The 23,453-nt window shown below is 69.2% G+C and carries 22 protein-coding genes; 15 read left to right on the forward strand and 7 right to left on the reverse strand.

The features are described 5' to 3' along the window. The first annotated feature begins 40 nt into the window (after nt 1-40). From ACFFGH_RS19530 to ACFFGH_RS19540, 3 genes are read left to right on the forward strand one after another with little or no spacing between them, the layout of a single operon-like run. Nucleotides 41-481 carry a MarR family winged helix-turn-helix transcriptional regulator gene (locus ACFFGH_RS19530; RefSeq protein ID WP_386671414.1) on the forward strand — a complete coding sequence of 147 codons (441 nt, stop codon included), beginning with the start codon at nt 41-43 and terminating at the stop codon, nt 479-481. Then, entirely contained in the window at nt 468-1,880 is a 1,413-nt protein-coding gene (locus ACFFGH_RS19535) for a cryptochrome/photolyase family protein (protein WP_386671416.1), read from the forward strand. Before ACFFGH_RS19530 ends, ACFFGH_RS19535 begins: the two co-directional genes overlap by 14 nt. A gap of 12 nt (nt 1,881-1,892) precedes the next feature. Continuing rightward, a complete protein-coding gene (locus ACFFGH_RS19540) occupies nt 1,893-3,035 on the forward strand; it encodes a calcium:cation antiporter (protein ID WP_386671418.1) in 1,143 nt (380 codons plus the stop codon). Here ACFFGH_RS19540 and ACFFGH_RS19545 read toward each other — a convergent pair. From ACFFGH_RS19545 to ACFFGH_RS19560, 4 genes are all read right to left on the reverse strand, one after another. Next, nucleotides 3,025-3,936 (reverse strand): carbohydrate kinase family protein, encoded by a 912-nt coding sequence (locus tag ACFFGH_RS19545; RefSeq protein ID WP_386671420.1) that lies wholly within the window; start codon nt 3,934-3,936, stop codon nt 3,025-3,027. The genes ACFFGH_RS19540 and ACFFGH_RS19545 overlap by 11 nt on opposite strands. After that, entirely contained in the window at nt 3,929-4,843 is a 915-nt protein-coding gene (locus ACFFGH_RS19550) for a pseudouridine-5'-phosphate glycosidase (protein ID WP_386671422.1), read from the reverse strand. The genes ACFFGH_RS19545 and ACFFGH_RS19550 overlap by 8 nt, the downstream gene beginning before the upstream one ends. A gap of 146 nt (nt 4,844-4,989) precedes the next feature. After that, nucleotides 4,990-6,141 carry a hypothetical protein gene (locus tag ACFFGH_RS19555; protein ID WP_386671424.1) on the reverse strand — a complete coding sequence of 384 codons (1,152 nt, stop codon included), beginning with the start codon at nt 6,139-6,141 and terminating at the stop codon, nt 4,990-4,992. 184 nt (nt 6,142-6,325) lie between these two features. Then, on the reverse strand, nt 6,326-8,038 hold the full coding sequence (locus ACFFGH_RS19560; protein WP_386671426.1) for a hypothetical protein: 1,713 nt from the start codon (nt 8,036-8,038) through the stop codon (nt 6,326-6,328). A 268-nt stretch (nt 8,039-8,306) separates the two neighbouring features. On the opposite strand from ACFFGH_RS19560, the gene ACFFGH_RS19565 reads away from it, so the two are divergent. The 4 genes from ACFFGH_RS19565 to ACFFGH_RS19580 are packed head-to-tail and all read left to right on the forward strand — an operon-like array spanning nt 8,307 to nt 12,090. Next, nucleotides 8,307-9,224: an ABC transporter ATP-binding protein gene (locus tag ACFFGH_RS19565; RefSeq protein WP_386671428.1), complete on the forward strand. Its 918-nt coding sequence runs from the start codon at nt 8,307-8,309 to the stop codon at nt 9,222-9,224. 36 nt (nt 9,225-9,260) lie between these two features. Further along, a complete protein-coding gene (locus ACFFGH_RS19570) occupies nt 9,261-10,085 on the forward strand; it encodes an ABC-2 transporter permease (RefSeq protein ID WP_386671430.1) in 825 nt (274 codons plus the stop codon). After that, complete coding sequence (locus ACFFGH_RS19575) at nt 10,085-11,377, forward strand: sensor histidine kinase (protein WP_386671432.1); 1,293 nt, start codon at nt 10,085-10,087, stop codon at nt 11,375-11,377. Before ACFFGH_RS19570 ends, ACFFGH_RS19575 begins: the two co-directional genes overlap by 1 nt. Beyond that, entirely contained in the window at nt 11,374-12,090 is a 717-nt protein-coding gene (locus tag ACFFGH_RS19580) for a response regulator transcription factor (protein WP_386671434.1), read from the forward strand. Before ACFFGH_RS19575 ends, ACFFGH_RS19580 begins: the two co-directional genes overlap by 4 nt. A 69-nt stretch (nt 12,091-12,159) precedes the next feature. Here the strand turns inward: ACFFGH_RS19580 and ACFFGH_RS19585 are convergent, their stop codons facing one another. After that, nucleotides 12,160-13,176, reverse strand: coding sequence for a PHP domain-containing protein (locus ACFFGH_RS19585; protein ID WP_386671436.1), 1,017 nt, complete (start codon nt 13,174-13,176; stop codon nt 12,160-12,162). Nucleotides 13,177-13,478: 302 nt separating this feature from the next. Between ACFFGH_RS19585 and ACFFGH_RS19590 the strand changes: the two genes are divergently transcribed. Further along, nucleotides 13,479-14,042: a universal stress protein gene (locus tag ACFFGH_RS19590; RefSeq protein WP_386671438.1), complete on the forward strand. Its 564-nt coding sequence runs from the start codon at nt 13,479-13,481 to the stop codon at nt 14,040-14,042. Nucleotides 14,043-14,051: 9 nt separating this feature from the next. On the opposite strand, the gene ACFFGH_RS19595 is transcribed toward ACFFGH_RS19590, so the two are convergent. Further along, nucleotides 14,052-14,876 carry a PPK2 family polyphosphate kinase gene (locus ACFFGH_RS19595; RefSeq protein ID WP_386671440.1) on the reverse strand — a complete coding sequence of 275 codons (825 nt, stop codon included), beginning with the start codon at nt 14,874-14,876 and terminating at the stop codon, nt 14,052-14,054. Between the two features lie 565 nt (nt 14,877-15,441). Here ACFFGH_RS19595 and ACFFGH_RS19600 point away from each other — a divergent pair. Further along, nucleotides 15,442-15,618 (forward strand): hypothetical protein, encoded by a 177-nt coding sequence (locus ACFFGH_RS19600; protein ID WP_386671442.1) that lies wholly within the window; start codon nt 15,442-15,444, stop codon nt 15,616-15,618. A gap of 60 nt (nt 15,619-15,678) precedes the next feature. On the opposite strand, the gene ACFFGH_RS19605 is transcribed toward ACFFGH_RS19600, so the two are convergent. Then, complete coding sequence (locus ACFFGH_RS19605) at nt 15,679-16,401, reverse strand: ThuA domain-containing protein (RefSeq protein WP_386671443.1); 723 nt, start codon at nt 16,399-16,401, stop codon at nt 15,679-15,681. 254 nt (nt 16,402-16,655) lie between these two features. On the opposite strand from ACFFGH_RS19605, the gene ACFFGH_RS19610 reads away from it, so the two are divergent. From ACFFGH_RS19610 to ACFFGH_RS19635, 6 genes are all read left to right on the forward strand, one after another. After that, nucleotides 16,656-18,269, forward strand: a complete 1,614-nt coding sequence (locus ACFFGH_RS19610) for an ABC-F family ATP-binding cassette domain-containing protein (RefSeq protein WP_386671445.1) — start codon at nt 16,656-16,658, stop codon at nt 18,267-18,269. A gap of 81 nt (nt 18,270-18,350) precedes the next feature. Next, complete coding sequence (locus ACFFGH_RS19615) at nt 18,351-18,665, forward strand: cupin domain-containing protein (protein WP_386672417.1); 315 nt, start codon at nt 18,351-18,353, stop codon at nt 18,663-18,665. 342 nt (nt 18,666-19,007) lie between these two features. Next, nucleotides 19,008-20,132, forward strand: coding sequence for a glycoside hydrolase family 183 protein (locus ACFFGH_RS19620; RefSeq protein WP_386671447.1), 1,125 nt, complete (start codon nt 19,008-19,010; stop codon nt 20,130-20,132). Nucleotides 20,133-20,181: 49 nt separating this feature from the next. Then, nucleotides 20,182-21,525 carry an ABC transporter substrate-binding protein gene (locus ACFFGH_RS19625; protein WP_386671448.1) on the forward strand — a complete coding sequence of 448 codons (1,344 nt, stop codon included), beginning with the start codon at nt 20,182-20,184 and terminating at the stop codon, nt 21,523-21,525. A gap of 69 nt (nt 21,526-21,594) precedes the next feature. Then, the gene (locus ACFFGH_RS19630) at nt 21,595-22,584 is read left to right on the forward strand and encodes a carbohydrate ABC transporter permease (RefSeq protein ID WP_386671450.1); all 990 of its coding nucleotides are present in this window, start codon (nt 21,595-21,597) and stop codon (nt 22,582-22,584) included. Further along, the gene (locus ACFFGH_RS19635; RefSeq protein WP_386671453.1) at nt 22,584-23,450 is read left to right on the forward strand and encodes a carbohydrate ABC transporter permease; all 867 of its coding nucleotides are present in this window, start codon (nt 22,584-22,586) and stop codon (nt 23,448-23,450) included. Before ACFFGH_RS19630 ends, ACFFGH_RS19635 begins: the two co-directional genes overlap by 1 nt. Nucleotides 23,451-23,453: the final 3 nt, after the last annotated feature.

Genomic DNA, 23,453 nt, shown 5'->3' on the forward strand with positions numbered 1-23,453 from the left:
GTGATCCGGTGGGCGTTCCATCGCCCAATAGGCTGGCCGGATGAGCGAGAAATCCATCGCCGTCGACGCCTGGGAGTCGCTGTTCCGCGCACAGGTGAGCGTGCTGCGGGAGCTGAACGCCGCCTTCCCCACCGATGAGGTGTCGTTCACCGAATACGACGTGCTGTTCAACCTCTCAAAGCAGCCGGAGCGCTCGTCGCGAATCCGGGATCTCAACTCGCAGCTGCTCCTCACCCAGCCGAGCGTCAGCCGGATGATCGACCGCCTTGTGGGGCGGGGGCTGGTCGAGAAGGTGAACGACCCGGCCGATGCGCGAGGCCGCATCGTGCGGCTCACCGACGCCGGGTTCGCGGTCTTCCGCCGGGTCGGCGTCCGGCACGCCGACGCGATCGTCCAGCGGGTCGGCGGCGCCCTCTCGGCGGCCGAGCTGAAGGAGCTCGCCGGGCTCTGCGACAAGCTCCGAGCCGGTGCACGCCGCTGACGATGCGGCGCGCACCACGCTGGTGTGGCTGCGCGACGATCTCCGCATCACGGACAATCCGGCGCTCGCTGCGGCGACCGACCGTGGGGGCCCCGTCGTCGTGGTGTTCGTGCTGGACGACGACAGCGCGGAGGTGCGCCCGATCGGCTCCGCGAGCCGCTGGTGGCTGCACCACAGCCTGACCAGCCTCGCGGAACGGCTCGCCGAGCTCGGCACTCCCCTGGTGCTGCGGCGAGGCGGCGCCGAACGGGTCATTCAGGAGCTGGTCGCCGAGACCGGCGCGGGGGCGGTGCTGTGGAACCGCCGCTACTCAGCCGCCCGCGAGATCGACGCCCGCCTGAAGACGCGGCTGCGGGAGGACGGCGTCGAAGCAGAGAGCTTCGCCGCGAACCTGCTCTTCGAGCCACACACCGTCACGAACGGCTCCGGGGAGCCGTACCGCGTGTACACCCCGTTCTGGCGCGCCTGCCGGCAGCGTGACGTCCGGCCGCTCGCGCCGACGCCGGCCCGCCTGAGCGCCCCGCCGGACCCGGTGCCCAGCGACCTGCTCGGCTCCTGGCAGCTGCTGCCCACGGCGCCCGACTGGGCGGGCGGCATCCGCGACACATGGTCGCCCGGCGAGCCCGACGCGCTCATCGCGCTGAACGACTTCGTGGACGAGACCCTCGTCGACTACGGTCTTCGCGACCAGCCCAGCCGGTCGGTCACGTCGCGCCTGAGCCCGCGCCTGCGATTCGGGGAGGTGAGTCCCGTGCAGGTCTGGCACCGCATCACCTCGGCGGTGCCCGGGGCGGATGCGACGGTGGCCGATAAGTTCCTCGGCGAGCTGGGCTGGCGGGAGTTCAACTGGCACGTGCTGTACTCCTTCCCGCAGCTGGCCGAGCGGAACATCCGCTCGGAGTTCGACCGCTTCCCGTGGCAGTCCGAGTCCGAGGCGGGCGCGGAGATCGAGGCGTGGCGACATGGGCGGACGGGCATCCCCCTCGTCGACGCCGGCATGCGGGAGCTCTGGAGGACCGGGTACATGCACAACCGTGTGCGCCTCGCGGCAGCCAGCTTCCTGGTGAAGAACCTCCTCGTCGACTGGCGGGTCGGCGAGCGATGGTTCTGGGACACCCTGGTCGACGCCGACGAGGCCAACAACCCCGGCAACTGGCAGTGGATCGCGGGCTCCGGAATGGACGCCGCGCCATACTTCCGGATCTTCAACCCGGTGCTGCAGGCGCAGAAGTTCGACCCCGAGCGCCGGTACATCCGCACCTGGGTGCCGGAGGTGGACTCGGCGGACTATCCCGAGCCGGTCGTCGACCTCGCCCTGTCGCGTCGCCGCGCGCTGGCCGCGTACGAGTCGACGAAGGCCGGTGGCGCCGCCGGAGGACCCGGACGGGCTCCACGGTAGGCTTCCCCGAGAATGAACGACGCGCGGGGGACGAGCACACTGGCCTCTCGGACTCTGGCCTCTCGGGTTCGGCGGCACTGGGCGACGGTCATCCCGCTGCTCGCCCTCGTCGCCGTGGTCGTGACGTGGGGTCAGACGCTTGCCCCACTCGGCAACGTGCTCGTGGGGCTGGTGCTCATCGGCGCGGTCCTCGCCGCCGTGCACCACGCGGAGGTCGTCGCCCACCGCGTCGGGGAGCCGTTCGGGTCGCTCACCCTCGCGGTCGCCGTGACCGTGATCGAGGTCGGGCTGATCCTCACCCTGATGCTCTCCGGCGGACCGGATACGGCCTCCCTCGCGCGCGACACCGTCTTCGCCGCGGTGATGATCACCTGCAACGGCATCGTCGGCCTCGCCGTGCTGCTGGGATCCATCAAGCACGGGCTGCCGCGGTTCAACGCGGAAGGCGCCGGGGCCGCGCTGGCCGTCGTCGCCACCCTCGCGACGCTGACGCTGGTGCTGCCGAACTTCACCACAAGCCTTCCCGGGCCGGAGTTCTCGCCCTCACAGCTGGGCTTCGCTGCCGTGTCGTCACTCGTGCTCTATGCCGCCTTCGTGTTCACCCAGACGGTGCGCCACCGGAGCTTCTTCCTGCCGGTGCCGCCCCCGAGCAAGTCTGCACGGCGCAAAGAGGAGGACGACCACGTTCCGGTCCCGTCCAACCGGACGGCACTTTCGAGCTTCGCGCTCCTGATCGTCGCGCTCGTGGCGGTCGTGGTGCTCGCGAAAACCATCTCCCCGGCGATCGAGGCAGGCGTCGCGGCCGCCGGGATCCCGCACTCCTTCGTCGGTGTGGTGATCGCACTGCTGGTGCTGCTCCCGGAGGGGCTGTCCTCGGCCCGCTCAGCCATCCGGAACCGGATGCAGACGAGCTTCAATCTCGCCTACGGCTCGGCGATGGCGAGCATCGGCCTCACCATCCCGGCCATCGCGGTCGCGAGCATCTGGCTGTCCGGCCCGCTCGTGCTCGGGCTGGGCTCGACGCAGATCGTGCTCCTGGTCTTGACGATGCTGGTGAGCGTGCTCACCGTGATGCCCGGGCGGGTCACCCGTCTTCAGGGAGCACTGCACCTGATCCTGTTCGCGGCCTTCCTGTTCCTCGCAATCAACCCGTAGCCAGCGGCCGCTCGGCGGGGCGGCCGCCGATGATCCCGACGCAGTCCGCAGCGGCCTCGACCCCGGCGGAACCCGCTCGACCGATCGATCCGGAGCGGACCCATTCCGCCAGGAAACCGGCCGCGAACGCATCGCCTGCACCCGTCGTGTCGACGACGGCGGTGGGAACGGCCGGAATCGGCACCTGCTCGCCACCGGCTCGCGCGACGAGGCAGCCTGCCGCACCGAGGGTGAGCGCCGCGACGGGGAACTGGTTCAGCAGAACCCGGACGACGTCCGCCGGCTCGCCCCGGCCGGTGAGCGCCCTGCCCTCGTCGAGGTTGGGGAACAGGATCGTCGTCCCAGCGACCACATCGAGGAAGCGGCGGCCCCCGTCGCCACGCAGGAAGCTCGCTGCGCCGCAGTCGACCGAGATGGCGACGCCGTGCGCGCGCGCCCGGGCGAACAGCGCGCGGTACTGCGCGTGATCGGCGGCGCCGAACAGGGTGTAGCCGGTCAGGTGCAGCACCGCTGCGCGCGCGAGGAGCTCATCGGTCACCGATGCGGGGTCGAATCCGGTGTTGGCCCCGCGTTGGGTGAGCATGGTCCGCGACTGTCCCTCCACGATGCTCACCACGGCTCCGGTGGGGAGCACAGGGTCGATCGTGAGGTTCGGCTCCACGCCCGCCGCACGGAACAGCGCAGCGTGCCGCTCGGCGTCGGCAGCCCCCACCCTGCCGACGAAAGCGACCTCCGCGCCGAGGAAGCCCAGCCAGGCGGCCGCGTTTCCGGCGCTGCCCCCGGGGCGGGCGGTGATGGTTGCGGGGGTGTCGCTGTCCGGCTCGACCGGGCGCAGCGGCTGCACGAGGATGTCGTCGATCACGTCACCCATGACGACGATCGTCGTGCGGCCGTCAGACATCCATCCGGGACCACTCGGTGGCGATCGCGCCGGCCACTCGCACGTTGTTCCTCGCCAGGTCGAGGTTCACCTCGAGGCTGCGACCACCGGAGGCGTCGACGATGAAGCCGAGCAGGAACGGGGTCACCGCCTTGCCGCGCACACCCGCCGCATCGGCCGCCGCGAACGCCTCCGCGAGCACGCGGTCGTGCTCCGCGGGGTCCCACTGCTGCTCCGCAGGGATCGGGTTCGCCACCACGATGCCCTGCCGGTGCCCCAGCTGGTCGTGTGCCCGCATCACGGCGGCCACCTCCGCGGCGCCGGCGACCGACCAGTCCAGCTCGAAGCCCGACTCGCGCAGCCAGAAGCTCGGGAACGCCCTGGTCCCGTAGCCGAGCACGGGCACGCTCAGCGTCTCCAGCCGCTCAAGCGTGGCGGCGATGTCGAGCACCGACTTCACTCCCGCGCTCACCACCGTGATCGGGGTCACCGCGAGGGTCGACAGGTCCGCCGACTCATCGAAGGTCTCGGACGCGCCGCGGTGCACGCCGCCGAGGCCGCCAGTGGCGAAGACCCGGATGCCGGCTTTCGCGGCGAGATGGGCCGTTGCTGCGACGGTGGTGGCGCCGCTCGCGCCGGTACCGGCGAGGACGGGAAGGTCTCGCACACTCGCCTTGCTGAGCTCCTCCTCGGCGATGCGGCGGACGCCATCGGCGTCGAGTCCGACCCGCGGAACGCCGTCCAGCACCGCGACGGTCGCAGGGGTGACCCCCGCGTCGCGGAGGATCGTCTCGAACTCGATGGCCGCGCCGTGGTTCCGCGGGCGGGGAAGCCCATGGGAGATGATGGTGGACTCGAGCGCCACCACCGGCCGCCGGTCGGCGAGCGCGGCGGCGACCTCATCGCTGCGTTTCAGAAGTGTCGACATGCTTCCCCAACGCTATAGCGCCGGGCGCCAGAAGTCGGATGAGTCCGGTGGGTCCGGCGTCCCACCCTGGCACCGGCCGGGCACGGAAGCGTCCCGGCCGGCGACGCCCACGGAGCCGCCGGCCGGATCCACCGCATCCCGGTTGCTCAGGCCTTCGAGCGGATGCGCCGAGCGGCGACCAGCGAGAGGCCACCGAGGAGCAGGAAGACGCCGGATGCCGCAAAGGCGGCGACCGGGTCGACGCCGGTCGAGGCGAGCATCGCGGCGATGCTCACCGTGACGCTGCTCACCGCTCCGCTCGACTGCCCGAGCACGACGAGGGTGTGGCCACCTGCGGCCAGCTCGCTCAGCAGGTCGGCGCTCAGGGTGATCTGCACGACCCCGTCCACGACCGGGAAGGTGCCGACGAACACCGGCGTGGAGTACAGGTAGACGTCGACGAAGGAGTCCGGGCTCAGCCACGGGACGCTGGCCTCGTAGCCCTTGGCGGGGTTCAGCGAACCGGACGGAAGGCCCACCGAGTCCTGGGGCTGCGGCGTTGAGCCCTTGCCGACGAGGTAGGAGGCAAGGCCGTCGGAGTCGGCGACCGGCGCGGGTGCTGCGGGCTTCTTCGGTGCGGTGACGACCTCGTCCGAGAACAGCGAGGCCTGCGACGCTTCGAAGCCCGGCTTCGTCGCGGTGACGAAGACGCTCAGCATGTGCCCGATGTGGTCCGCGGTGATCGTGTAGGTCGCCGAGGTGGCACCGTCGATCGGGCCGCCTGACTGGCCGGTGGAGTATCCCCACTGATAGTGGAGCGTCGCTCCGGCGGGCCAGCCGTCGGTCAGCACGGTGAGGGTCTTCCCCACGACGCTGGATCCGGTGACCTCGAGGGTTCCGACGTCGAGCGCCGTCTTCAGCTCGATCGTCGGGATCACCACATCGGCACCGCTCACCGTGAAGGGGATGCTCTGCGCCACGAATTCGTCGTCGTCTGGCAGGTAGACGTCGATCGAGTACTCGCCGTCCTCGACCCCCAGCACCTCGAACGTGCCGTCGGGGGCGGATTCCGCCTCGTCCCACGGCAGGTCGCCGTCGGCGTAGGGCTCCAAGTACAGGTCGATGAACGCGCCATCCGCCGCGGCCGACACACCGTTGGCATCGAGCGTGGTCACGCTTCCAGTGATCGTGTGACCGGTCTCCTCGACCACGAGCGCCTGGGCGGGAGCTGCGCTCGCGGCGAGGGCGCCGCTCAGCAGTGCCACGCCGAGACCCGCGGACAAGGACCGCAGCCGGTTCGTGGACGGTGTGCTCTTCATGCTCTGTCGACCTCGTTCTCGAAGACCGGACGGACCCGATGAAGAGGAAGAGACGCGGGCCCCGCCACCGTCGTGCGTTCGGGGTTCCGGAGCGTCCCGATCCGGAGCCTATCCCTGAGAAATCCCCGGAGAACGGCGCGGCGCGCCGGGATCGAGCCGCACCCCTGCGGGTGGACGGGTTCAGTCAGCCGCGATGACGCCGGATGAGGCTTCGCAAGGTCCGGCCGAGGCGGATGTCCTTCCACGCCGGCGCCGCGCGCCGGGCTTCCATCGACTCGCCGCTGTCGTCGCCCAGAAGGATCAGGAGCTCGTCGGCCAGCGCCGCGCCGTCGAGGTGCAGGTTGTCGAGGTGGCCGCGGCGGTCGCGCGAGTCGCGCCGCTCCCCGGCTTTCGCGACGCTGCCGAGAACGTAGCGCGGCAGGGTGCTGCATTCGGCCTCGTAGGCGCCCGGCCGGAGCTCCGGCTTCACCCGTTCGATCGTCGGTGACGCGTAGATGATGCCGGGCGCGGACGTCAGCCAGCCGATCTTGTGCTGAGACGTCCCGAGCGGAGCGATGTATGCGTTCACCTCACGCGCCCAGAGCACGCTCTCGCGCAGTGAGTTGCCCACGAGGCTGCGCACCTGACCCGGTCGGCCCGATCGCTTGACGATGCGGTCGGCGAGCGCCGTGAGCTGGGCGATCGCCGGCGCCCACTTGGCGCTCGCCTCGTCCACGCCGACCGGATACGACCAGCCGTCGAGCAGCACCGTCGCCTCGGGGCTGCGATCGAGCAGCCGCCGGATCAGCCGTGGCACCTCGGTTCTCTGGTCGGCCCACGACTTGTCGCCGAGTCGGAGGCCGATCCAGATCACGGGCCGGCCGAACGGGGTCGTGGCGGGTTCGACCGCACCGGTCGGCGGCCGGTCCGCCATCGCGCGGTGGACCCGCTCGGTCAGCGACTGCGGGATGAGGTAGCCACCGGCAGGGACCAGGAGGTGGTCGGCGGAGAACGGATGCGGGTCCCAGCTCGGCCCGCGGCGGTCTCGCTGCTGTGTCGCGCCGGCCAGCTCGGGGAAGACCTCTGCCACCGGGCCGAAGAACTCGCTGCCGGCGGAGCGCACCTCGGTCACGTTGCCGGCGAGACCGGCGAGCACCAGCCGTTCAATGCCCGAGTAGTTGTTCCAGAGGTGATGCGCGAAGTTCTGGATTCTGCCCGCCATCAAGGTCACCTGCCGGGGCGCCGTCGTCGCTCCGGCGTCCACGGCGCGGTGGTACAGCTCCCGGTGCGTCGCGACTCGCCGGAGCAGAAGCCCGACCACGTTGGCCATCCCGTCGGCGGAGGCGGCGGTGTGCAGCTGTGCGCTGAAGTCGTAGAGGCGATTCTCCTCCGGCACCAGGACGCCCAGCGCCCTGCTGCCCGCCCCAGCCGCGAACAGCAGAACGAGCCTGTCGCCGAAGAAGGACCAGACGGTGCGATCGAAGATCTGAACGGCGTCCGACGCGCTGACCTCGCGGCCCGTGCGCGGGTCCGGGAACCGCAGATCACGGTCTCTGACGGCGCGGTCGAGGTAGCCGACATACCGCTCGAAGCGCTCCGCCTTGGCCCTCGCCGCCGCGCTGGCGAACGGCCACTGCTCCATCTTCCGGGCCCACTCGGGCGTCCCGTACGTCAGGAACCCGCGCACGAACTCCGTGAATTCGTCCGCGGCGGGTCCGGCGCCGGCATCGACCGCGATCTTCACCGACTCGGCAGCGGGCCGCGCTCGTGCCCACTCCTGCACCTCGTGCTCGGCGAGGCCCGAGACGACCGCGCAGTCATCGGCGTCGAGCGGCCGAAGCGAAGCGTAGGCGTTCCAGACGCGCTCGCACGCCTCTGCAACGCTGGGCGCGATCGCCGGACGATCGGCTCCCGTCACGGCACCATCAGAGCTCCTCCGGGCGGCCCCTCACGGCGGGGAAGACAGCCGTCCATGCTCGCACCACGCTAGCCCCCGGACTGCCGGTCCGGAAATGAGGACGGTGCGGTCGCCGGTCAGCGGCGTGCCGCCGCGACTAGTACTACGGCATGACGCTCCCGCGAAGCTCGGTACCGCGCTCCGATCTGCCGGCGCCCGCCAGTTCCTACCTTCGAGACATGGGATCCGAAGCGGATCCGGAACGAACCGAAATGAAGGCGATTCTGAAGTGATCGAAGTACACAATCTCACCAAGCGCTTCGGCGAGACCACCGCCGTCGACGACGTGTCATTCACCGTCCTGCCGGGCGTCGTGACCGGGTTCCTTGGACCGAACGGCGCAGGGAAGACCACCACGCTCCGCGCCATCGCCGGCCTCCACCGGCCGACCGCGGGAACGACCCTGGTGAACGGCAAGCCGCTCGACCAGCACGAAGCGCCGCTCCGTGAGCTCGGCACCCTGCTCGACGCCGGCAACCTCCAGCCCGGACGCTCGGCGCGCGCGCACCTCGCCGCGATCGCCGCGACGCATGGACTGCCCCGCACCCGGGTGGACGAGGTGATGGAGCTGGCCGGTATTCAGGAGGTCGGGCAGCGACGCGCCGGCACGTTCTCGCTCGGCATGCGTCAGCGGCTGGGAATCGCCGCCGCGCTGCTCGGCGACCCGCGCACGCTCATCCTCGACGAGCCGATCAACGGACTGGACCCGGACGGCGTCATCTGGGTGCGCAAGCTGCTCAAGCACCTGGCGGCCGAGGGCCGGACCGTGTTCCTCTCCTCCCACCTGATGAGCGAGATGGCCTTGACGGCCGACCATCTGGTCGTCATCGGGCGCGGGCGGCTCATCGCCGACGCGCCGCTGTCGGACATCCTCACCGCGACAAGCGAGTCGCGTGTGGCGGTCCGCACACCGGACACCGCCGCGCTCACCGCTGCGCTCGTCGCCCGGGGTGTGACGGTCACCGCGACCGCCGCGGACTCCATCGAGATCGTCGGGATGGAAGCTCCCGAGATCGCGGACCTCGCCGCGCGCCTCGGCGCACGGGTGTATGAGCTCACCACCCACGCGACCTCGCTCGAGGACGCGTACCTCTCGCTCACCGAGTCGTCGGTCCAGTACCGCGCGGCCGCATTCACCTCCGCCTGAACCAGTCAGATCACGATCAAGAAAGAAGAAGAACACATGTCATCCGCAACTCTCCATGCTCCCGAGACGCGCGTGCGCTTCGGCGGCGTGCTCCGCTCGGAGTGGATCAAAGCGCGAAGCGTGCGGCCCCCAATGTGGACCGCCGCGATCACCGTCGGCGCCGCGGCGCTGTTCGCCGCGACGGTCCCCCTCGTGACGACCGTCGCCCCGGCCGAGGGGGCCGACGCACGGTCCCTTCTCATCGAGAACTTCGGTGAGCGGCCGATCCTGCAGGCGATGACCTTCGCCTTCGTGCTGGTGCAGGCGCTGATCGCCCTGATCGGCGTGCTGCTGGTCAGCGGCGAGCGCGGGTCGGGCCTCGTCAACGTCACGCTCGCCGCCGTGCCGAAGCGCACGCCCGTGCTGCTCGCCAAGCTCCTGCTGAGCGGGATCATCGGGTTCGCACTCGGCGTCGTCGCTGCGGCCGCCACCGTGGCCGTCGCCCAGCCGGCGCTGGTCGGCATCGGAATGGGCGGCGACCTGTGGTCCGCGACGGGCGCGCAGGTGATCCTGGGCGGCGCCGTCTCGCTCGGCCTGCTGTCCGTGATCGCGACCGCGATCGGATCCCTGTTCTCCAACACGGCCGCAGCGGCGGGCGCGGTCCTGTCGTTGATCCTGCTCGCCCCTGGCATCCTCGGGCTGCTTCCCGTGATCGGCGGATACGTGTCCCAAGCCCTGCCGAGCTCCGCCGCTATGCTTCTCTTCCAGCCGGCGGATGCGGTGGGCTGGAGCACGGTCCTGACAGGTCTGCTGATCCTGCTCGGCTGGACAGCCGTCTCCACCGGCCTTGCCGCGGTTTCGTGGAAGAGGAGCGACGTGTAGTGGCAGGGTTTCCCGTCAGCCGCCGGGGAGAGGAACAGACCTCTCCCCCGGCGGCTGCCGCCGTTCCCGACTGGCCGCCGCGGCGCTCGTTCTTCGAGCGCCACCCATGGCTGCTCGACGGCGCCATCGCCACCGTCTACGCCATCTCCCTGGCCCTCGACCGCATCTACGGGATTCTCCAGGACGACGGGTTCTCCACCGTCTGGCACGTGATCGTGGCCTTCCTCACCGGCGGCGCGCTGCTGTTCCGCCGGTACCGCCCCCTCGAGGTGCTGATCGCGGTCACGGTGCTGACCACGATGTTCACGTGGTCGCTGGACGGCAGCAACGACATCCTCGCCATCCCACTGGCCCTCTACGCGGTCGCCGCCTTCCGCTCGCCGAGGCTGGCCTGGATCGCCGGCGCCGGCGCGATGGTCGTTGCGGCCATCGGACTGACGGTCTGGCTCTCCGCCACCCCGCCGTCGCCGCGCGTCGCCTACGACTTCTGGAACCTGCTGCTGATCCTCGCGATCGCCTCGGTGCTCGGCGTGCTGTTCGGTTCGCTGACCTTCGGCAGGCGGCAGCGCCTCCGGACCCTGGAGGAACGCGCCGAGCAGCTGGCTCGCGAGCGGGACAATCAGGCGACGATCGCCACCCTCGCGGAACGGTCCCGCATCGCGCGCGAGATGCACGACATCGTCGCGCACAGCCTGTCCGTCATGGTCGCCCTCGCCGACGGGGCAGCCGCGGCGGTCGACCGCAATCCGGCCATGACCAAGCAGGCCCTCGGTGAGCTGAGCGAAACCGGCCGCTCGGCGCTGGACGACATGCGCAAGGTGCTCAGTGTGCTGCGGGAGGAGTCCTCGTCGGAGTCGTCGACGCTGCCCGCCCCGACCGCCCGCGACGTCGGCGAGCTGGTGGAGCGATTCCGGACGGCGGGACTGCCCATCCGGTTCACGGTCGCGGGGGAACCCGCAGGGCTGCCGGCGCAGGAGCTCGCGATGTACCGGATCCTGCAGGAGTCGCTGACCAACGTGCTGCGCTACGCCGACGGTGTCACCACGGTCGACGTCGCGCTCGTGCATGGCCGCGACGCGTGTACCGTCACGGTGCTGGACGACGGGCACCGGAAGGGCGGGGATGCCGATGCTGCGACGACGTCCGTCGGATCCGGCAGGGGCATCATCGGGATGACCGAGCGGGCGAGCATGCTGGGCGGCAGGGTGGAGGCGGGCCCCGCCCCGAGCGGCGGTTGGCGGGTGAAGGCGGTGCTGCCGGCCAGAGCCGCCGGTGAAGGGAGCGGGACATGACCGAACACGGTGGCGGATCCGCCCGCATCCGGGTGCTGCTCGTGGACGATCAGGCGCTGATCCGGATGGGGTTCCGCATGGTGCTCGAGAGTGAGCCGGACCTCGTGGTGGTCGGCGAGGCCGACGACGGCGCGTCGGCGGGGCGGGCGGCGGGCGCGCTGAAGCCGGACGTCGTGGTGATGGACGTTCGCATGCCTGGAATGGACGGCATTCAGGCGACCGCCGCGATCACGGAGCGCCTGCCGCAGACGAAGGTGCTCATCGTGACGACGTACGACGTGGACGAGTACGCGTTCGCGGGTCTGCGCGCGGGCGCGAGCGGCTTCCTGCTGAAGAGCGCCCGGCCTGCGGAGCTCGTTGCGGCCATCCGCACGATCGCGCAGGGCGACGCCGTCGTCGAGCCGCGCGTGACCAGGCGGCTGCTCGAGCTCTTCGGCACGCAGCTGCCGGTCGGGTCCGCGGCCGAGGCGGCACGCCCGGGTGGCCGCCTGGACAGCCGGCTGGCGCCGCTCACCGACCGGGAGCTGGAGGTGTTCACCGCCATCGCGCGGGGCTATTCGAATGCGGACATCGGCCGCGAGTTCCACCTGTCCGAGTCGACGGTCAAGACCCACGTGGGGCGCATCCTGCTGAAGCTCGACCTGCGCGACCGGGTGCACGCCGTGATCCTCGGCTACGAGACCGGCATCGTGGCGCCGGGCGACGCGGGCTGACCCGCTGAAGACGGGCCCGATCGGCAGATGCGGCGGCGGGCCCGCTCCCGAGTTCGCCGACGGGGGCGTTCAGCGCTTCGCGGTGGTCCACTCCAGCAGCCGGTCGACCGGCCAGGTGGTGACGATGCGGTCGGCCGGAACGCCGTTCGCCGCCGCGCGCTCAGCGCCGAGGGCCAGGAAGTCGAGCTGTCCCGGTGCGTGAGCGTCGGTGTCGATGCTGAACAGGCAGCCGGCCTCGAGGGCCATGGCGATCAGCCGGTCGGGTGGGTCCTGGCGCTCCGGACGAGAGTTGATCTCCACGGCCACGTCGTTGGCGGCGCAGGCGGCGAAGATCCGCTCGGCGTCGAACTCCGACTCCGGGCGGGTGCCCCGGGAGCCGGTGACCAGGCGGCCGGTGCAGTGGCCGAGCACGTTGGTGTGGCGGGCCTGGATGCCGCCCAGCATCCGCTCGGTCATCGTCGCGGAGTCCGCACGGAGCTTCGAGTGGACGCTCGCCACCACGACGTCCAGCCGGTCCAGCATCTCCGACGTCTGATCCAGCTCGCCCGTCTCGAGGATGTCGACCTCGATACCGGTGAGCAGCCGGAAGTCGTCGAAGCGGTCGTTGATCCCCGCGACGACCCCGAGCTGCTCGGTCAGCCGCTCGGCGCTCAGGCCATTGGCGACCGTGAGATTCGGCGAGTGATCCGTCAGGGCGAGATACTCCCGCCCGAGCGCTCGGGCCGCATCCACCATCAGCTCGATCGGCGTCGTCCCGTCCGACCACTCGCTGTGGCTGTGCAAGTCGCCCTTGAGCGCCGCGCGAAGTTCCGCGCCGCCCGGGGCGTTCGCCTCGGCCCGCTCCCGGAGATCGGCTAGATAGTCCGGAACCCCACCGTCGAGCGACTGCCGGATGACCTCGAACGTGCGGCCGCCGATCCCCTTCATCGCCTTGAGCCGGCCATCCGCGACACGCGCTGCCAGCTCCTCCCGAGACAGGTCCCCGATGGTCACGGCGGCCTTGCGGAATGCCTGGAACTTGAACGACGGAGCCAGCTCCCGCTCGAGGCGGAAGGCGATCTCGTTCAGCGCTGCGACGGGGTCCATTCCCCCATCTTGCCGCCGCCTCAGAACCGGGCGGGAGGCGTTCGGGACTTCGGAAGGCGCGTCGCCGCCGCCAGCGCCACCCCGCGGCGGCCGTCCGTGCGCCGTTCAGCCAGCAAACGAGACCCGCGCGGGACACACGGCAGCTCGAACTCCTCATGTGCTCTGGATGGGCAGGATGCGTTTCCTCCGCTCGCGTGCTCGCCACCGCAGCAGGCACCAAAACGGGGTGATTGCGGGATGAAGCGGTGACCGGGAGACTCTGAACTGACCCGTCGACCCGGTGAAGTGGCGAGGAGCGCACCATGAACAGCAGCGGCACCAAGTACGTGATTGTCGGGGTGCGCCCCGACGACGAGGTGAGCCTCGTATCCAGGGCGGCACGGTTCGCCGAGCGTTTCGACGCCGAACTGGTCTGCGCGAACGTCGACACCTCACGCCGTGTGGTGGAGGAACGGCCCGACGGCACGGTGGTGACCCTCCCCGATCCCGCACACGGCCTTGCGACGCCGGACGTCGTGTACGTCGCGGAGTACTCGGAGAGCGACCTGCGGGTTGAGGACTTCGACGAGGAGCTCCGCGCTCGCATCGCGGGCGAGCTCGATCCACTCCCGGTGCGCTGGAGCACCCGAGCGCTCGCCGGAGGGCACCCCGCCGATGCACTCGGCCGGCTCGCCGAGAAGCTCGACGCGGAGATGATCATCGTCGGCACCCGAAGGCCGAACTTCGCGGGCACCCTCCGCGAGTTCATCAACGGATCGGTGGCGACCCGGCTGGCGCACCGCCAGCATCGCCCGGTGGTGGTGCTGCCGCGCCGTCCGGTGCAGGACGGGGAGCGGCTGCCGTGGGAGAACGGAATGCCGGAGTGAGGTGCCGGCTCAGGTCGCGGCGAGCCGCCGGCGCTCCACGTCGACGTCGAAATCCGCCTTCGGCCAGTCCTGACCCAGCGATCGGAGCGCACCCAGCAGCAGCCGGTGCACGGCCAGCCGGGCGTACCACTTGCGGTCCGCCGGCACAACATGCCAGGGCGCCTCTTCGGTGCTGGTCCGCTCGATCGCGATCTGGTACGCGGTCATGTAGTCGTCCCAGCAGGCCCGCTCGGTGATGTCGCCGGGATTGAACTTCCAGTGCTTGTCGGGGCGCTTGAGCCGCTCGGCGAGGCGCTTCTTCTGCTCTTTGGGCGAGATGTGCAGCATCACTTTGATCAGCGTGGTGCCGGATGCGACGACTTCACGTTCGAAGTCGACGATCTGCCCATAGCGGGCATCGATCTCGTCGGGCTGCGAGAGTCCGTGCACGCGGTGGATCAGCACGTCCTCGTAGTGCGAACGGTCGAACACGCCGATCATGCCGGCCTCCGGAAGTCGCTTCCGAACCCGCCAGAGGAAGTCGTGCGCCTGCTCCTCCGCCGTCGGAGCCTTGAACGCGGCGATGTCGACCCCCTGCGGATCGACGGAGCCGACGACGTGCTTGAGGATCCCGCCCTTGCCCGCGGTGTCCATCGCCTGCAGCACCAGGAGCACGCGCCGCTCGTCGCCGAACCGGCCAGCGGCGAACAGCTTCTCCTGCAGCTCCGCCAGCTCGTCTCGCTCCTTGCTCAGGACCGTCTCCCCGGCCGCCTTGTCGCCCTGGAATCCAGGGGTCGACCGGGTGTCGAGCGAGCGCAGATCGATGCTCGATGCGACTCGCAGCTGTTGCTCCATGCGAAAGACCGTAGACCGCCGGGGGTCGCCTCGGGAGGTTTCATCCGTTCCTCTCAGACGTCGTCGCCGGGTCGGTGCCCCGTGTTCGTCCCAGGTTTGTCCCGAGTTCACTCGACTTGCGGAAAATCAGTTGCGACGCTGACGCCCGAGCCGATACTGTCTGGAGGCACGCCGAACACGAAAGGAGGCCGGACTCAACATGATCACCCCAATCACGGGCATCGCCCGCACCGCCGGCTTCGTCGGCGTCCTCCTCGCCTGACCTGGTGACTCTCCGTCACCCGTTCACGCGGTGACGACGCTGAAGAAGCCAGAGCCTGAGCGCACGACTGCGCCCGCGAGAGGCTCGCCCGTCCCGTTCACGACTCGTCGCCCGCCGACTTGGTCGAATCCCACCGCCGCCACGAGCGGCACCGAATTCGCACGCCCGGACGCAATCCCGTCCCGGCGCACATCCAGTGAGGTCACCACCATGTCCACCACTCTGTCGACTCGCCCGAGTCGTCAAGACCACCCGCCCAGACACCGGCACGTCGCGGAGCGGCCGGCTCGCCCGGTCCGCCGCGTGAGCCTGGTCGACCAGGCAGCGCTCCGTCTCGGTCTGCTCCTCGTCACCTGGGGCCGCCGCGCGAACCACTATTCGCGCGCGCAGCTCTCGGCACGGTACGAGCAGCAGGCCGCACGCGAACAGCGCGAGCTGCACGCTGAGCGGATGCTGCGCATGAGCACGCCACGGCTGTAGTCGTGGACGCTGCACGAAGGGCCTGGGATCGGATCCCAGGCCCTTCTTCCGTCTCAGCGGTCAGACCTCCGGGCCGGGCCCGGGAAGGCGCATGCACCAGCGGGCCGCGTTGACGAGAAAGTCGTGGACGATCGACTGCCGGAGGTCGGACGGGTGCCCCATGTTCGTGTACACGGTCCGTTGCCCGCTGCGCTCCCAGGTCCAGGCCACCGGGGAGGGCGCCGGCTCGTCCTCCGGGTCGACGGGCTCGCCCCAGAGGATCGGCGTGCAGCCGTCACTGAGCTTCTGCCGGTAGAGCCAGCCGCGCAGATGGAACGACCGCGGGACGCCGGAGAGGACCGGATGTCCGCCGTCGCTCGCCCAGCGGACGTCGGTGCTCGACGAGTGACCGTGGTGGCTGATCCAGGGTGACCCGAGCACATCCCTGCCGAACCCGTCGTTCCATGTCTCCCAGCGGCTGCCCTCCGGGTAGGAGAAGGCGTGGTTGGCGGTGCGGAGGCCGAGCACGCTGCCGCCCCGGTCGCAATAGTCCGCGATCTGCTGCATCTCGGCGTCCGGAAGACGGCGCCAGCGGGTGTAGACCACGAGCAGGTCCGCGTCGGCGAGCGCGGACAGGTCGCCGTAGCTTTGCTCCGGGAAGTGCGGCATGTCGTCGAGCACGTCAGGCGTCTTGTAGACCACCTCGGCGTCGAGCGCCGACTCCATCCGGTCGGCGACCGGCCGCATGGTGCGGTGCGACTCGTACTCGCCCTCGCCGACGAGGAACACGATTCTCGGGCTCACTGGCTCTCCCTGGGTATGGACGCTCGCGACCGAACGGCGCCGGCATCCATCGTCGCACCTGCAAGCGCAGCACACATCGGAACGGTTGCGCTCCCCCGGCCGGCTGTGGCACACTCTCCAGGTCCTCGTCCCCGACGATTGGTCTCCTCCGGTGAAGTTCTTCGACGGTTTCGCGCAGTCCGCGCGCTGATCTCCGTCGATTCGCCGCATCGCGGCTCCGGGTTCAGCGCATCAGCTGAATCACAAGGAGACGCATGTTCCACGTCAAGAACGCATCCATAACCCTGACCGACGTCGGCCTCGACTGGCCCGACGGCTCGACGGCCCTGCGCGACATCACCGGCACGTTCGGCGCCGGCCGCACCGGGCTCGTCGGCGCCAACGGCTCGGGCAAGTCGACGCTGCTGCGGCTGATCGCAGGCGAGCTCACGCCCACGTCCGGACGTGTCGGCGTGACCGGGAACGTCGACTACCTGCCCCAGTCGCTCACTCTCAGCGTCGACACCACGGTGGGCGATCTGCTCGGCATCGCCGGCAAGGTCGCCGCGCTCCGCGCGATCGAGCGCGGCGACGTTGCGGAGGAGCATTTCGAGATCCTCGGCGACGACTGGGACATCGAGACGCGCGCCGACGAGGCACTCCGCGGGATCGGACTCGACGCGGCGGACCTCGACCGACGGGTGAGCGAGGTGTCGGGCGGCGAGGCCATGCTGATCGCAATCGCCGGCATACGGCTGCGGCGAGCGCCGGTGACTCTGCTCGACGAGCCCACCAACAACCTCGACCGCGACGCCCGCGCACGGCTCGCGGACCTGGTCCGTTCCTGGCCGGGCGCGCTCGTCATCGTCAGCCACGACACCGCGCTGCTCGAGCTGATGGACGAGACGGCTGAGCTCTACGACGGTCGGCTCAGCTTCTTCGGCGGCCCGTACAGCGAATGGCGGGCGCATCTCGAGCAGGAGCAGACCGCGGCGGCTCACGCAGCGCGGGCCGCCGAGCAGGTGGTGCGGACCGAGAAGCGGCAGCGCATCGAGGCGGAGACCAAGATCGCGCGCAGGGAGCGCTCTGGTCTGAAGGCCCGGGAGAACAAGGTCGCTCCGAAGATCGTGATGAACCAGTGGCGCTCCGATTCGCAGGTCTCATCCGGGAAGATCCGCAGTTCGTTCGACGACAGGGTGCGGACGGCCAAGGCGGTGCTCGATCAGGCTGAGGCACGCGTCCGCGACGATGCGCACATCCACGTCGACCTGCCCGATCCGGATGTCGCGGCGGGGAGGCGGATCGCGGAGCTGCGGGGCACCGACCGGACTCATGTGATCCAGGGGCCGGAGCGCGTCGCGATCGTCGGGCCCAACGGAGTCGGCAAGACGACGCTGCTGGAGTCCCTGCTCGCCGGTCGCGATCCGGAGGAAGGCAGGGCAGGCGGAATACTGCTCACCGATCGGGTCGGCTATCTGCCGCAGCGGCTCGACGGGCTGGACGACGCGCTCTCCGTGCTGGAGAACGTGCGGGAATCGGCGCCGAATGTGCCCCCGGGCACGGTGCGGAACCGGCTCGCCCGGTTCCTGCTCCGCGGGGCGACGGTGGAGCGCCCGGTCGGATCGCTGTCCGGCGGCGAGCGGTTCCGGGTCGCGCTCGCGAGGCTGCTGCTCGCCGATCCACCGCCGCAGCTGCTGATCCTCGACGAGCCGACGAACAACCTCGACCTCACGAGCGTGGATCAGCTGGTGGACGCGTTGCGGGCCTACCGGGGTGCGCTGCTCGTGGTGAGCCACGACGACGGGTTCCTCGCGCGGCTGGACATCGACACCACCCTCCAGTTGGATGACATCGGATCGATTCCCGAGATCCGTACGGGGAGCCGATGATCGACGAGGACGGAGCGATGGCGGACGAGTCTGGGACAGCCGCGCGCGGCGGGCTGACGCGTGCGGGTGAGGTGACGGTCGATCCGCAATCGTGGGGGCGACTCGAGTGGATGGTGTCCGGAGCATTGGAGAACTCCGATGCGCTCACGGTCGGAAAGTGCCATCGATCCGGGGAACAACAACCCGCCCCACTCGCACCCGAACTGCGACGAGGTGCTGCATGTGATCCGCGGGACCATCCGGCACAGAGTCGGAGACGACTACGTCGAGATGGGGCCGGGCGACACGATCTCGATCCCGGCGGGCCAGGTGCACAACGCCACGAACACCGGAGACGAGGAGGCGGAATTCCTGATCACCTTCTCCACGGCCTACCGCGAGGTCGTCGGCGAGTGACCTGACGCCTCGCGGGACGCCGGTGCGAGCTCGGCGAGGTAGTCCAGCAGCCGAGCGCCGTGCTGCGGCAGCACCACATCGGGTCCGGCGAGCTCAGGGTGCCATGCGCAACGGGGCCCTCCGTCGCCTCGCCTGCCGTCTCGGGCGACGTGTCCGTCATGCCGCATCTCTGGCACGAGACCGGGCGCCACCGGTCAGTATTCGTGAAATTCCTTGTAATCGGTTTCATTCGCTAACGCGGCGGGTTCACGCCGACTTAACGCCCGGGTTCTGCAACGATTGACGGAATCGATTTCTTGCGGTGTACTAGGTGCCAGAGGTCTTCAACGAGGAAGGAGTCTGATGCGCGCTTCCCGTGCTGCCGCAGCGATCACCATCGTGTGCGCGACGCTCGCAGCCGCCGGCTGCGCCGCATCATCCGCGAACATGCTGACCCTTCCTCCCGAGACTCCGTTCGTGCTGACCGAGGTCACCGGAGTGGAGCCGCTCGGCCAGGTCACCGGCGCCGACGCGGCGAGCGCGACCGACAAGTACGCGGTGCACGGCACGGACCTCGGCTCCATGTTCCAGCACGACGGCAAGACGTGGTTCGTCTTCGGCGACACGTTCGGGGAGCGCCCGCCGGGCTTCACCGGTGGCGGTGGGTCCTTCTGGCGCTCCAACACCATGGGTTACACGACCGACACCGACCCGAGCGACGGGATCACCCTCGATGGGATGATCCTCGACGAGTTCGGCGCCGCGGCGGAGCTGCTGCCGTCGAAGAAGGTCGACAACGACGAGATGACGGTCATTCCGACCCACGGCTTCGCAGCGAACGGGGCGATGTACCTGCACTGGATGTCCGTGCGGCACTGGGGCGACCCCGGGGAGTGGGAGGTCAACGACGCCGGCCTCGCGAAGTCGACCGATGACGGGCAGTCCTGGAAGGTGCTCGACGAGCCTCGCTGGGACGGCGAGAGCCAGTTCGTCCAGGTCAGCCCCGCCCCGATCTCCGAGGGCGGCACCGACTGGACCTATTTCTGGGGCATCACCCACGGCCGCTTCGGCGGCGCCTCAGTGATGAAGGTGGAGACCTCCGAGCTCGAGCGCCAGGACGCGTACCACTACTTCACCGGCACCGACGCCGAGGGGCGGCCGAAGTGGGGCGACTCGGTCGACGAGGCGGCGATCGTCGTCGACGACACGGTGGGCGAGCTCTCCGTGGTCTGGAACGAGTACCTGGATCGTTGGATCATGACCTACCTCCGCGAAGGCACCGGCGTGGTGATGCGAGAGGGGATCACGCCGTGGGGTCCTTGGGGCGAGCCGCTCGACGTGGTGCCGGCTGCCGACCTGCCCGGACTGTACGCGCCGTACATGGCACCGCACTACACCGACGACGGCGGCAAGACGATCTACTTCGCACTGTCGGTGTGGGACCCATACAACGTCTTCTGGTACAAGGCCGAGCTGTCCAAGGACTGATCGGCGAACAGGCTGGCTCGAAGTCGAGTCACATCAAGAGAGGAACGAAATGCACAAGAGGCGCAACAGGATTGCGGCGGTCCTCGCCGCAAGCGTCAGCACCGCACTGGCGCTGACCGCATGCGGGGGTGGCGGCGGCGGAGGCGGCCAGACGGCCGACGGCAAGACCGAGGTCATCTTCTGGCAGCAGCAGTTCGAGGACTACCAGCAGGCCTGGTTCAAGGAGCACGTCGACGCGTTCAACAAGTCGCAGGACGAGGTGGTCGTCAAGCACCAGGTCGTTCCGGCCGACACGTGGGAGCAGAAGATGCAGACGGCTCAGGCCGCCGGCAAGCAGCCCGACGTCATGACGAGCAACTACGGCGACATCGTCCCCGGCTCGCGTGAGGGCCGCTTCCTGCCGCTCGACGAGTTCCTGCCGGAGGAGGCGTTCACCGACATCAAGGACAACGTCGCCGGCTTCGTCACGGTCGACGGCGAGCACATGGCCTACCCGATGCTGGTGGAGCCCTCGACCGTGCTTTACTACCGCACCGACCTGGTGGAGGCTGCGGGACTCGACCCCGACAGCCCCCCGACCGACTGGGACGGCCTGATCGAATGGGCGGAGAAGCTGACCGACGGGGACGTCAAGGGCTTCACGATCGCCTCCACCGCGCCGGACCTGGCGTGGTCGAGTTGGGGACTGCAGCAGAACGCCTGTGGCAGCTTCCCGGTGAACGACGACTGGTCGGAGGCCACCGCCACCGACCCCTGCTACGCGGAGCTCGCGAACTTCTACAAGACGCTCTTCGAGGAGGGCCTGATCCCGCAGCAGCCGAAGGTCGGCTACGCGGACGGCGCACCGTACGGTGACGGCGAGGTGGCCATGATGGCCGGCGGGTCGTGGGTCGTGGGCCAGCTGAAGAACGACTACCCCGACATGGTCGAGAAGACTCAGGTCGCACCATTCCCCTCCATCGACGGCGACCAGACGAAGACCACCGCCACGCTCGGCGGCTGGACCCTGACGCTCGACGCCAAGTCGAAGAACCCGGAGGCGGCGGCGTCGTTCATCGAGTATCTCCTCGCCGGGGACCCGGAGATCATGGCCGACTTCTTCAAGACGAGCGGCTTCTCGAAGTACACGGTCCGCACGTCGGTCGATGAGGCGCTCGCATCCGACCCGGAGGCGAGTGACGACCCGTTCATGGCGGTGATCTCGGAGAAGGTCGTGCCCTACGGCGAGGCGGAGCCCGCGTATCCGTGGGACATCTCCCTCGCGATGGGCACTGCGATCGAGTCGGCGATGAAGGGTGTCACCGATGTCGACTCAGCGCTGCAGACTGCGAATGATCAGATCAACGATGTGATCAAGAAGCAGAAGCTCGAAGGCAAGGCTCCCAGCAACTAGCACCACGCATGTGCCCGGGCGACGTTACGGCGTCGCCCGGGCATCGGCGCAGACAGAGGGGAAACGACGATGTCGATACTCGAAGCACCAGGCACGGCTCGCGGGCAGGCTCCGCAGGTCGGCTCCGTGATCGGCGGGGAGAAGCGGGCGAAACGGAGGCAGAAGCGGCTTCCCGCCTCCAAGCACCTCCGGGACAACCGGACCGCCTACCTGATGATCGCCCCGATGGTGATCCTGCTGTCGATCTTCGTGATCTGGCCGCTGCTCTACGCCTTCTACCTCAGCGGCTTCGAGATCAGCTTCTACCAGGATCCCGTCTTCGTCGGGGCCCAGTTCTACCAGTACGTGCTCGAGGACCCTCGATTCTGGCACTCGATCGGCGTCGGTCTCGCCTTCGCCGCGATGGTCGTGCCGACCGGCATGGTGATCTCGCTGCTCATCGCGAGCTTCATCAAGACGCTGAGTGCCAAGCTCGCCGGGTTCATGAAGACCACGATCTACGTCCCTGCCGTCGTCTCCACGGTGGTCGCATCCGTGCTCTTCCTCTTCATCTACCAGGACCAGGGGCTCGCCAACTGGTTCCTGTCCCTGCTGAACGCCGGCCCAATCGCGTGGCTCAACGACCCGGCGGTCGCGCTGCCCGCGATCGCCGTCCCCGCGATCTGGCTGGGCCTCGGGATCACGACCCTGATCATGCTGGCGGGACTGCTCGACATCCCGACCAGCTACTACGAGTCCGCTGAGCTCGACGGCGCGAACTTCCTACAGCGCACCTGGTACATCACCCTGCCGCTGCTGAAGAACATCCTGCTGTACCTGTTCGTCACGGGGTTCGTCGCCGCCCTCCAGGTGCTCGACCTGCCGCTGGTCATGACGAACGGCGGGCCGGTGAACAGCACCCTCGTGCCGAACCTGTTCATCTTCAATGCGTTCCGGGACGGAACGCCGTATTCGACGAGCTTCTCGCTCACGGCGGCACTGCTGCTGTTCGCCGTCATCGGATCGATCTCCGTGCTGGTGTTCAAGCTCATCAACTCAGACAAGGCGGTGGACGGCTGATGACCGACCAGACAGTGGTGGCGGAGAAGAGCAGGTACCGAGGACTGCGGCGAGGCGACCGCAACCGGCTCGTCAAGTACTTCCTCCTCGCCCTCATCTCGCTGACCGTGCTGTTCCCGCTGGCGTGGATGGTGATGGCGGGCTTCAAGGGCAAGACCGAGGTGCTGTCCAGCCCGTTCCAGTTCTTCCCGGAGATCTGGAATCCGCAGAACTACATCGACATCGCGCAGGATCCGGAGTTCGCGCAGGCGATGTTCATCACGTTCGTCGGAGCGGTGATCTTCACCGTGCTGAGCCTCGCGGTCAACTCGATGGCGGCGTACGCGCTCGCGCGGCTGGAGTTCTCGTTCAAGCGGTTCTGGTGGGTCTTCTGCATCCTGCCGATGTTCATCCCCACGATGGCCATCCTGCTGACGTCGTTCATGGTGGTCTCGGGCCTCGGCATGCTGGACACGCTGGCGGTGCTGATCATCCCCGGGGTTGCGTCCTCGATCCACATGTTCTTCCTGCGGCAGTTCTACCTGAACATCCCGATCGCAGTGGAGGAGGCCGCCCTGATCGACGGCGCCACCCGGTGGCAGATCTTCACCAAGATCTTCCTGCCGCAATCGGCCGCGGTGTTCGTCGTCGTCGGCATCGGGTCGTACATGGCCTACTGGAACGCCTACGTGTGGCCGATCCTGACGGTGTCGAACCCCGATCTGATCCAGATCATGCAGTTCCTCGGGACGTTCCGCTCCAACCGCGGCAACGAGTGGGGCCTGCTGATGGCGGGGTCGACGCTCGCGGCGCTGCCCACCATCGCACTCGTGCTCTTCTTCCAGCGCTACATCGTGGACGGGGTGCGGATCTCGGGCATCAAGTAGCCC

Source organism: Lysobacter korlensis (genome assembly GCF_042434515.1).

Bases quoted from the DNA above. Each gene is read 5' to 3' on its own strand.
- ACFFGH_RS19555 (WP_386671424.1), bottom strand. From the start codon at position 6,141: ATGAAGAGCACACCGTCCACGAACCGGCTGCGGTCCTTGTCCGCGGGT.
- ACFFGH_RS19590 (WP_386671438.1), top strand. From the start codon at position 13,479: ATGAACAGCAGCGGCACCAAGTACGTGATTGTCGGGGTGCGCCCCGAC.
- ACFFGH_RS19545 (WP_386671420.1), bottom strand. From the start codon at position 3,936: ATGTCTGACGGCCGCACGACGATCGTCGTCATGGGTGACGTGATCGAC.
- ACFFGH_RS19635 (WP_386671453.1), top strand. From the start codon at position 22,584: ATGACCGACCAGACAGTGGTGGCGGAGAAGAGCAGGTACCGAGGACTG.
- ACFFGH_RS19610 (WP_386671445.1), top strand. From the start codon at position 16,656: ATGTTCCACGTCAAGAACGCATCCATAACCCTGACCGACGTCGGCCTC.
- ACFFGH_RS19540 (WP_386671418.1), top strand. From the start codon at position 1,893: ATGAACGACGCGCGGGGGACGAGCACACTGGCCTCTCGGACTCTGGCC.
- ACFFGH_RS19570 (WP_386671430.1), top strand. From the start codon at position 9,261: ATGTCATCCGCAACTCTCCATGCTCCCGAGACGCGCGTGCGCTTCGGC.
- ACFFGH_RS19595 (WP_386671440.1), bottom strand. From the start codon at position 14,876: ATGGAGCAACAGCTGCGAGTCGCATCGAGCATCGATCTGCGCTCGCTC.
- ACFFGH_RS19530 (WP_386671414.1), top strand. From the start codon at position 41: ATGAGCGAGAAATCCATCGCCGTCGACGCCTGGGAGTCGCTGTTCCGC.
- ACFFGH_RS19620 (WP_386671447.1), top strand. From the start codon at position 19,008: ATGCGCGCTTCCCGTGCTGCCGCAGCGATCACCATCGTGTGCGCGACG.
- ACFFGH_RS19585 (WP_386671436.1), bottom strand. From the start codon at position 13,176: ATGGACCCCGTCGCAGCGCTGAACGAGATCGCCTTCCGCCTCGAGCGG.
- ACFFGH_RS19625 (WP_386671448.1), top strand. From the start codon at position 20,182: ATGCACAAGAGGCGCAACAGGATTGCGGCGGTCCTCGCCGCAAGCGTC.
- ACFFGH_RS19630 (WP_386671450.1), top strand. From the start codon at position 21,595: ATGTCGATACTCGAAGCACCAGGCACGGCTCGCGGGCAGGCTCCGCAG.
- ACFFGH_RS19580 (WP_386671434.1), top strand. From the start codon at position 11,374: ATGACCGAACACGGTGGCGGATCCGCCCGCATCCGGGTGCTGCTCGTG.
- ACFFGH_RS19550 (WP_386671422.1), bottom strand. From the start codon at position 4,843: ATGTCGACACTTCTGAAACGCAGCGATGAGGTCGCCGCCGCGCTCGCC.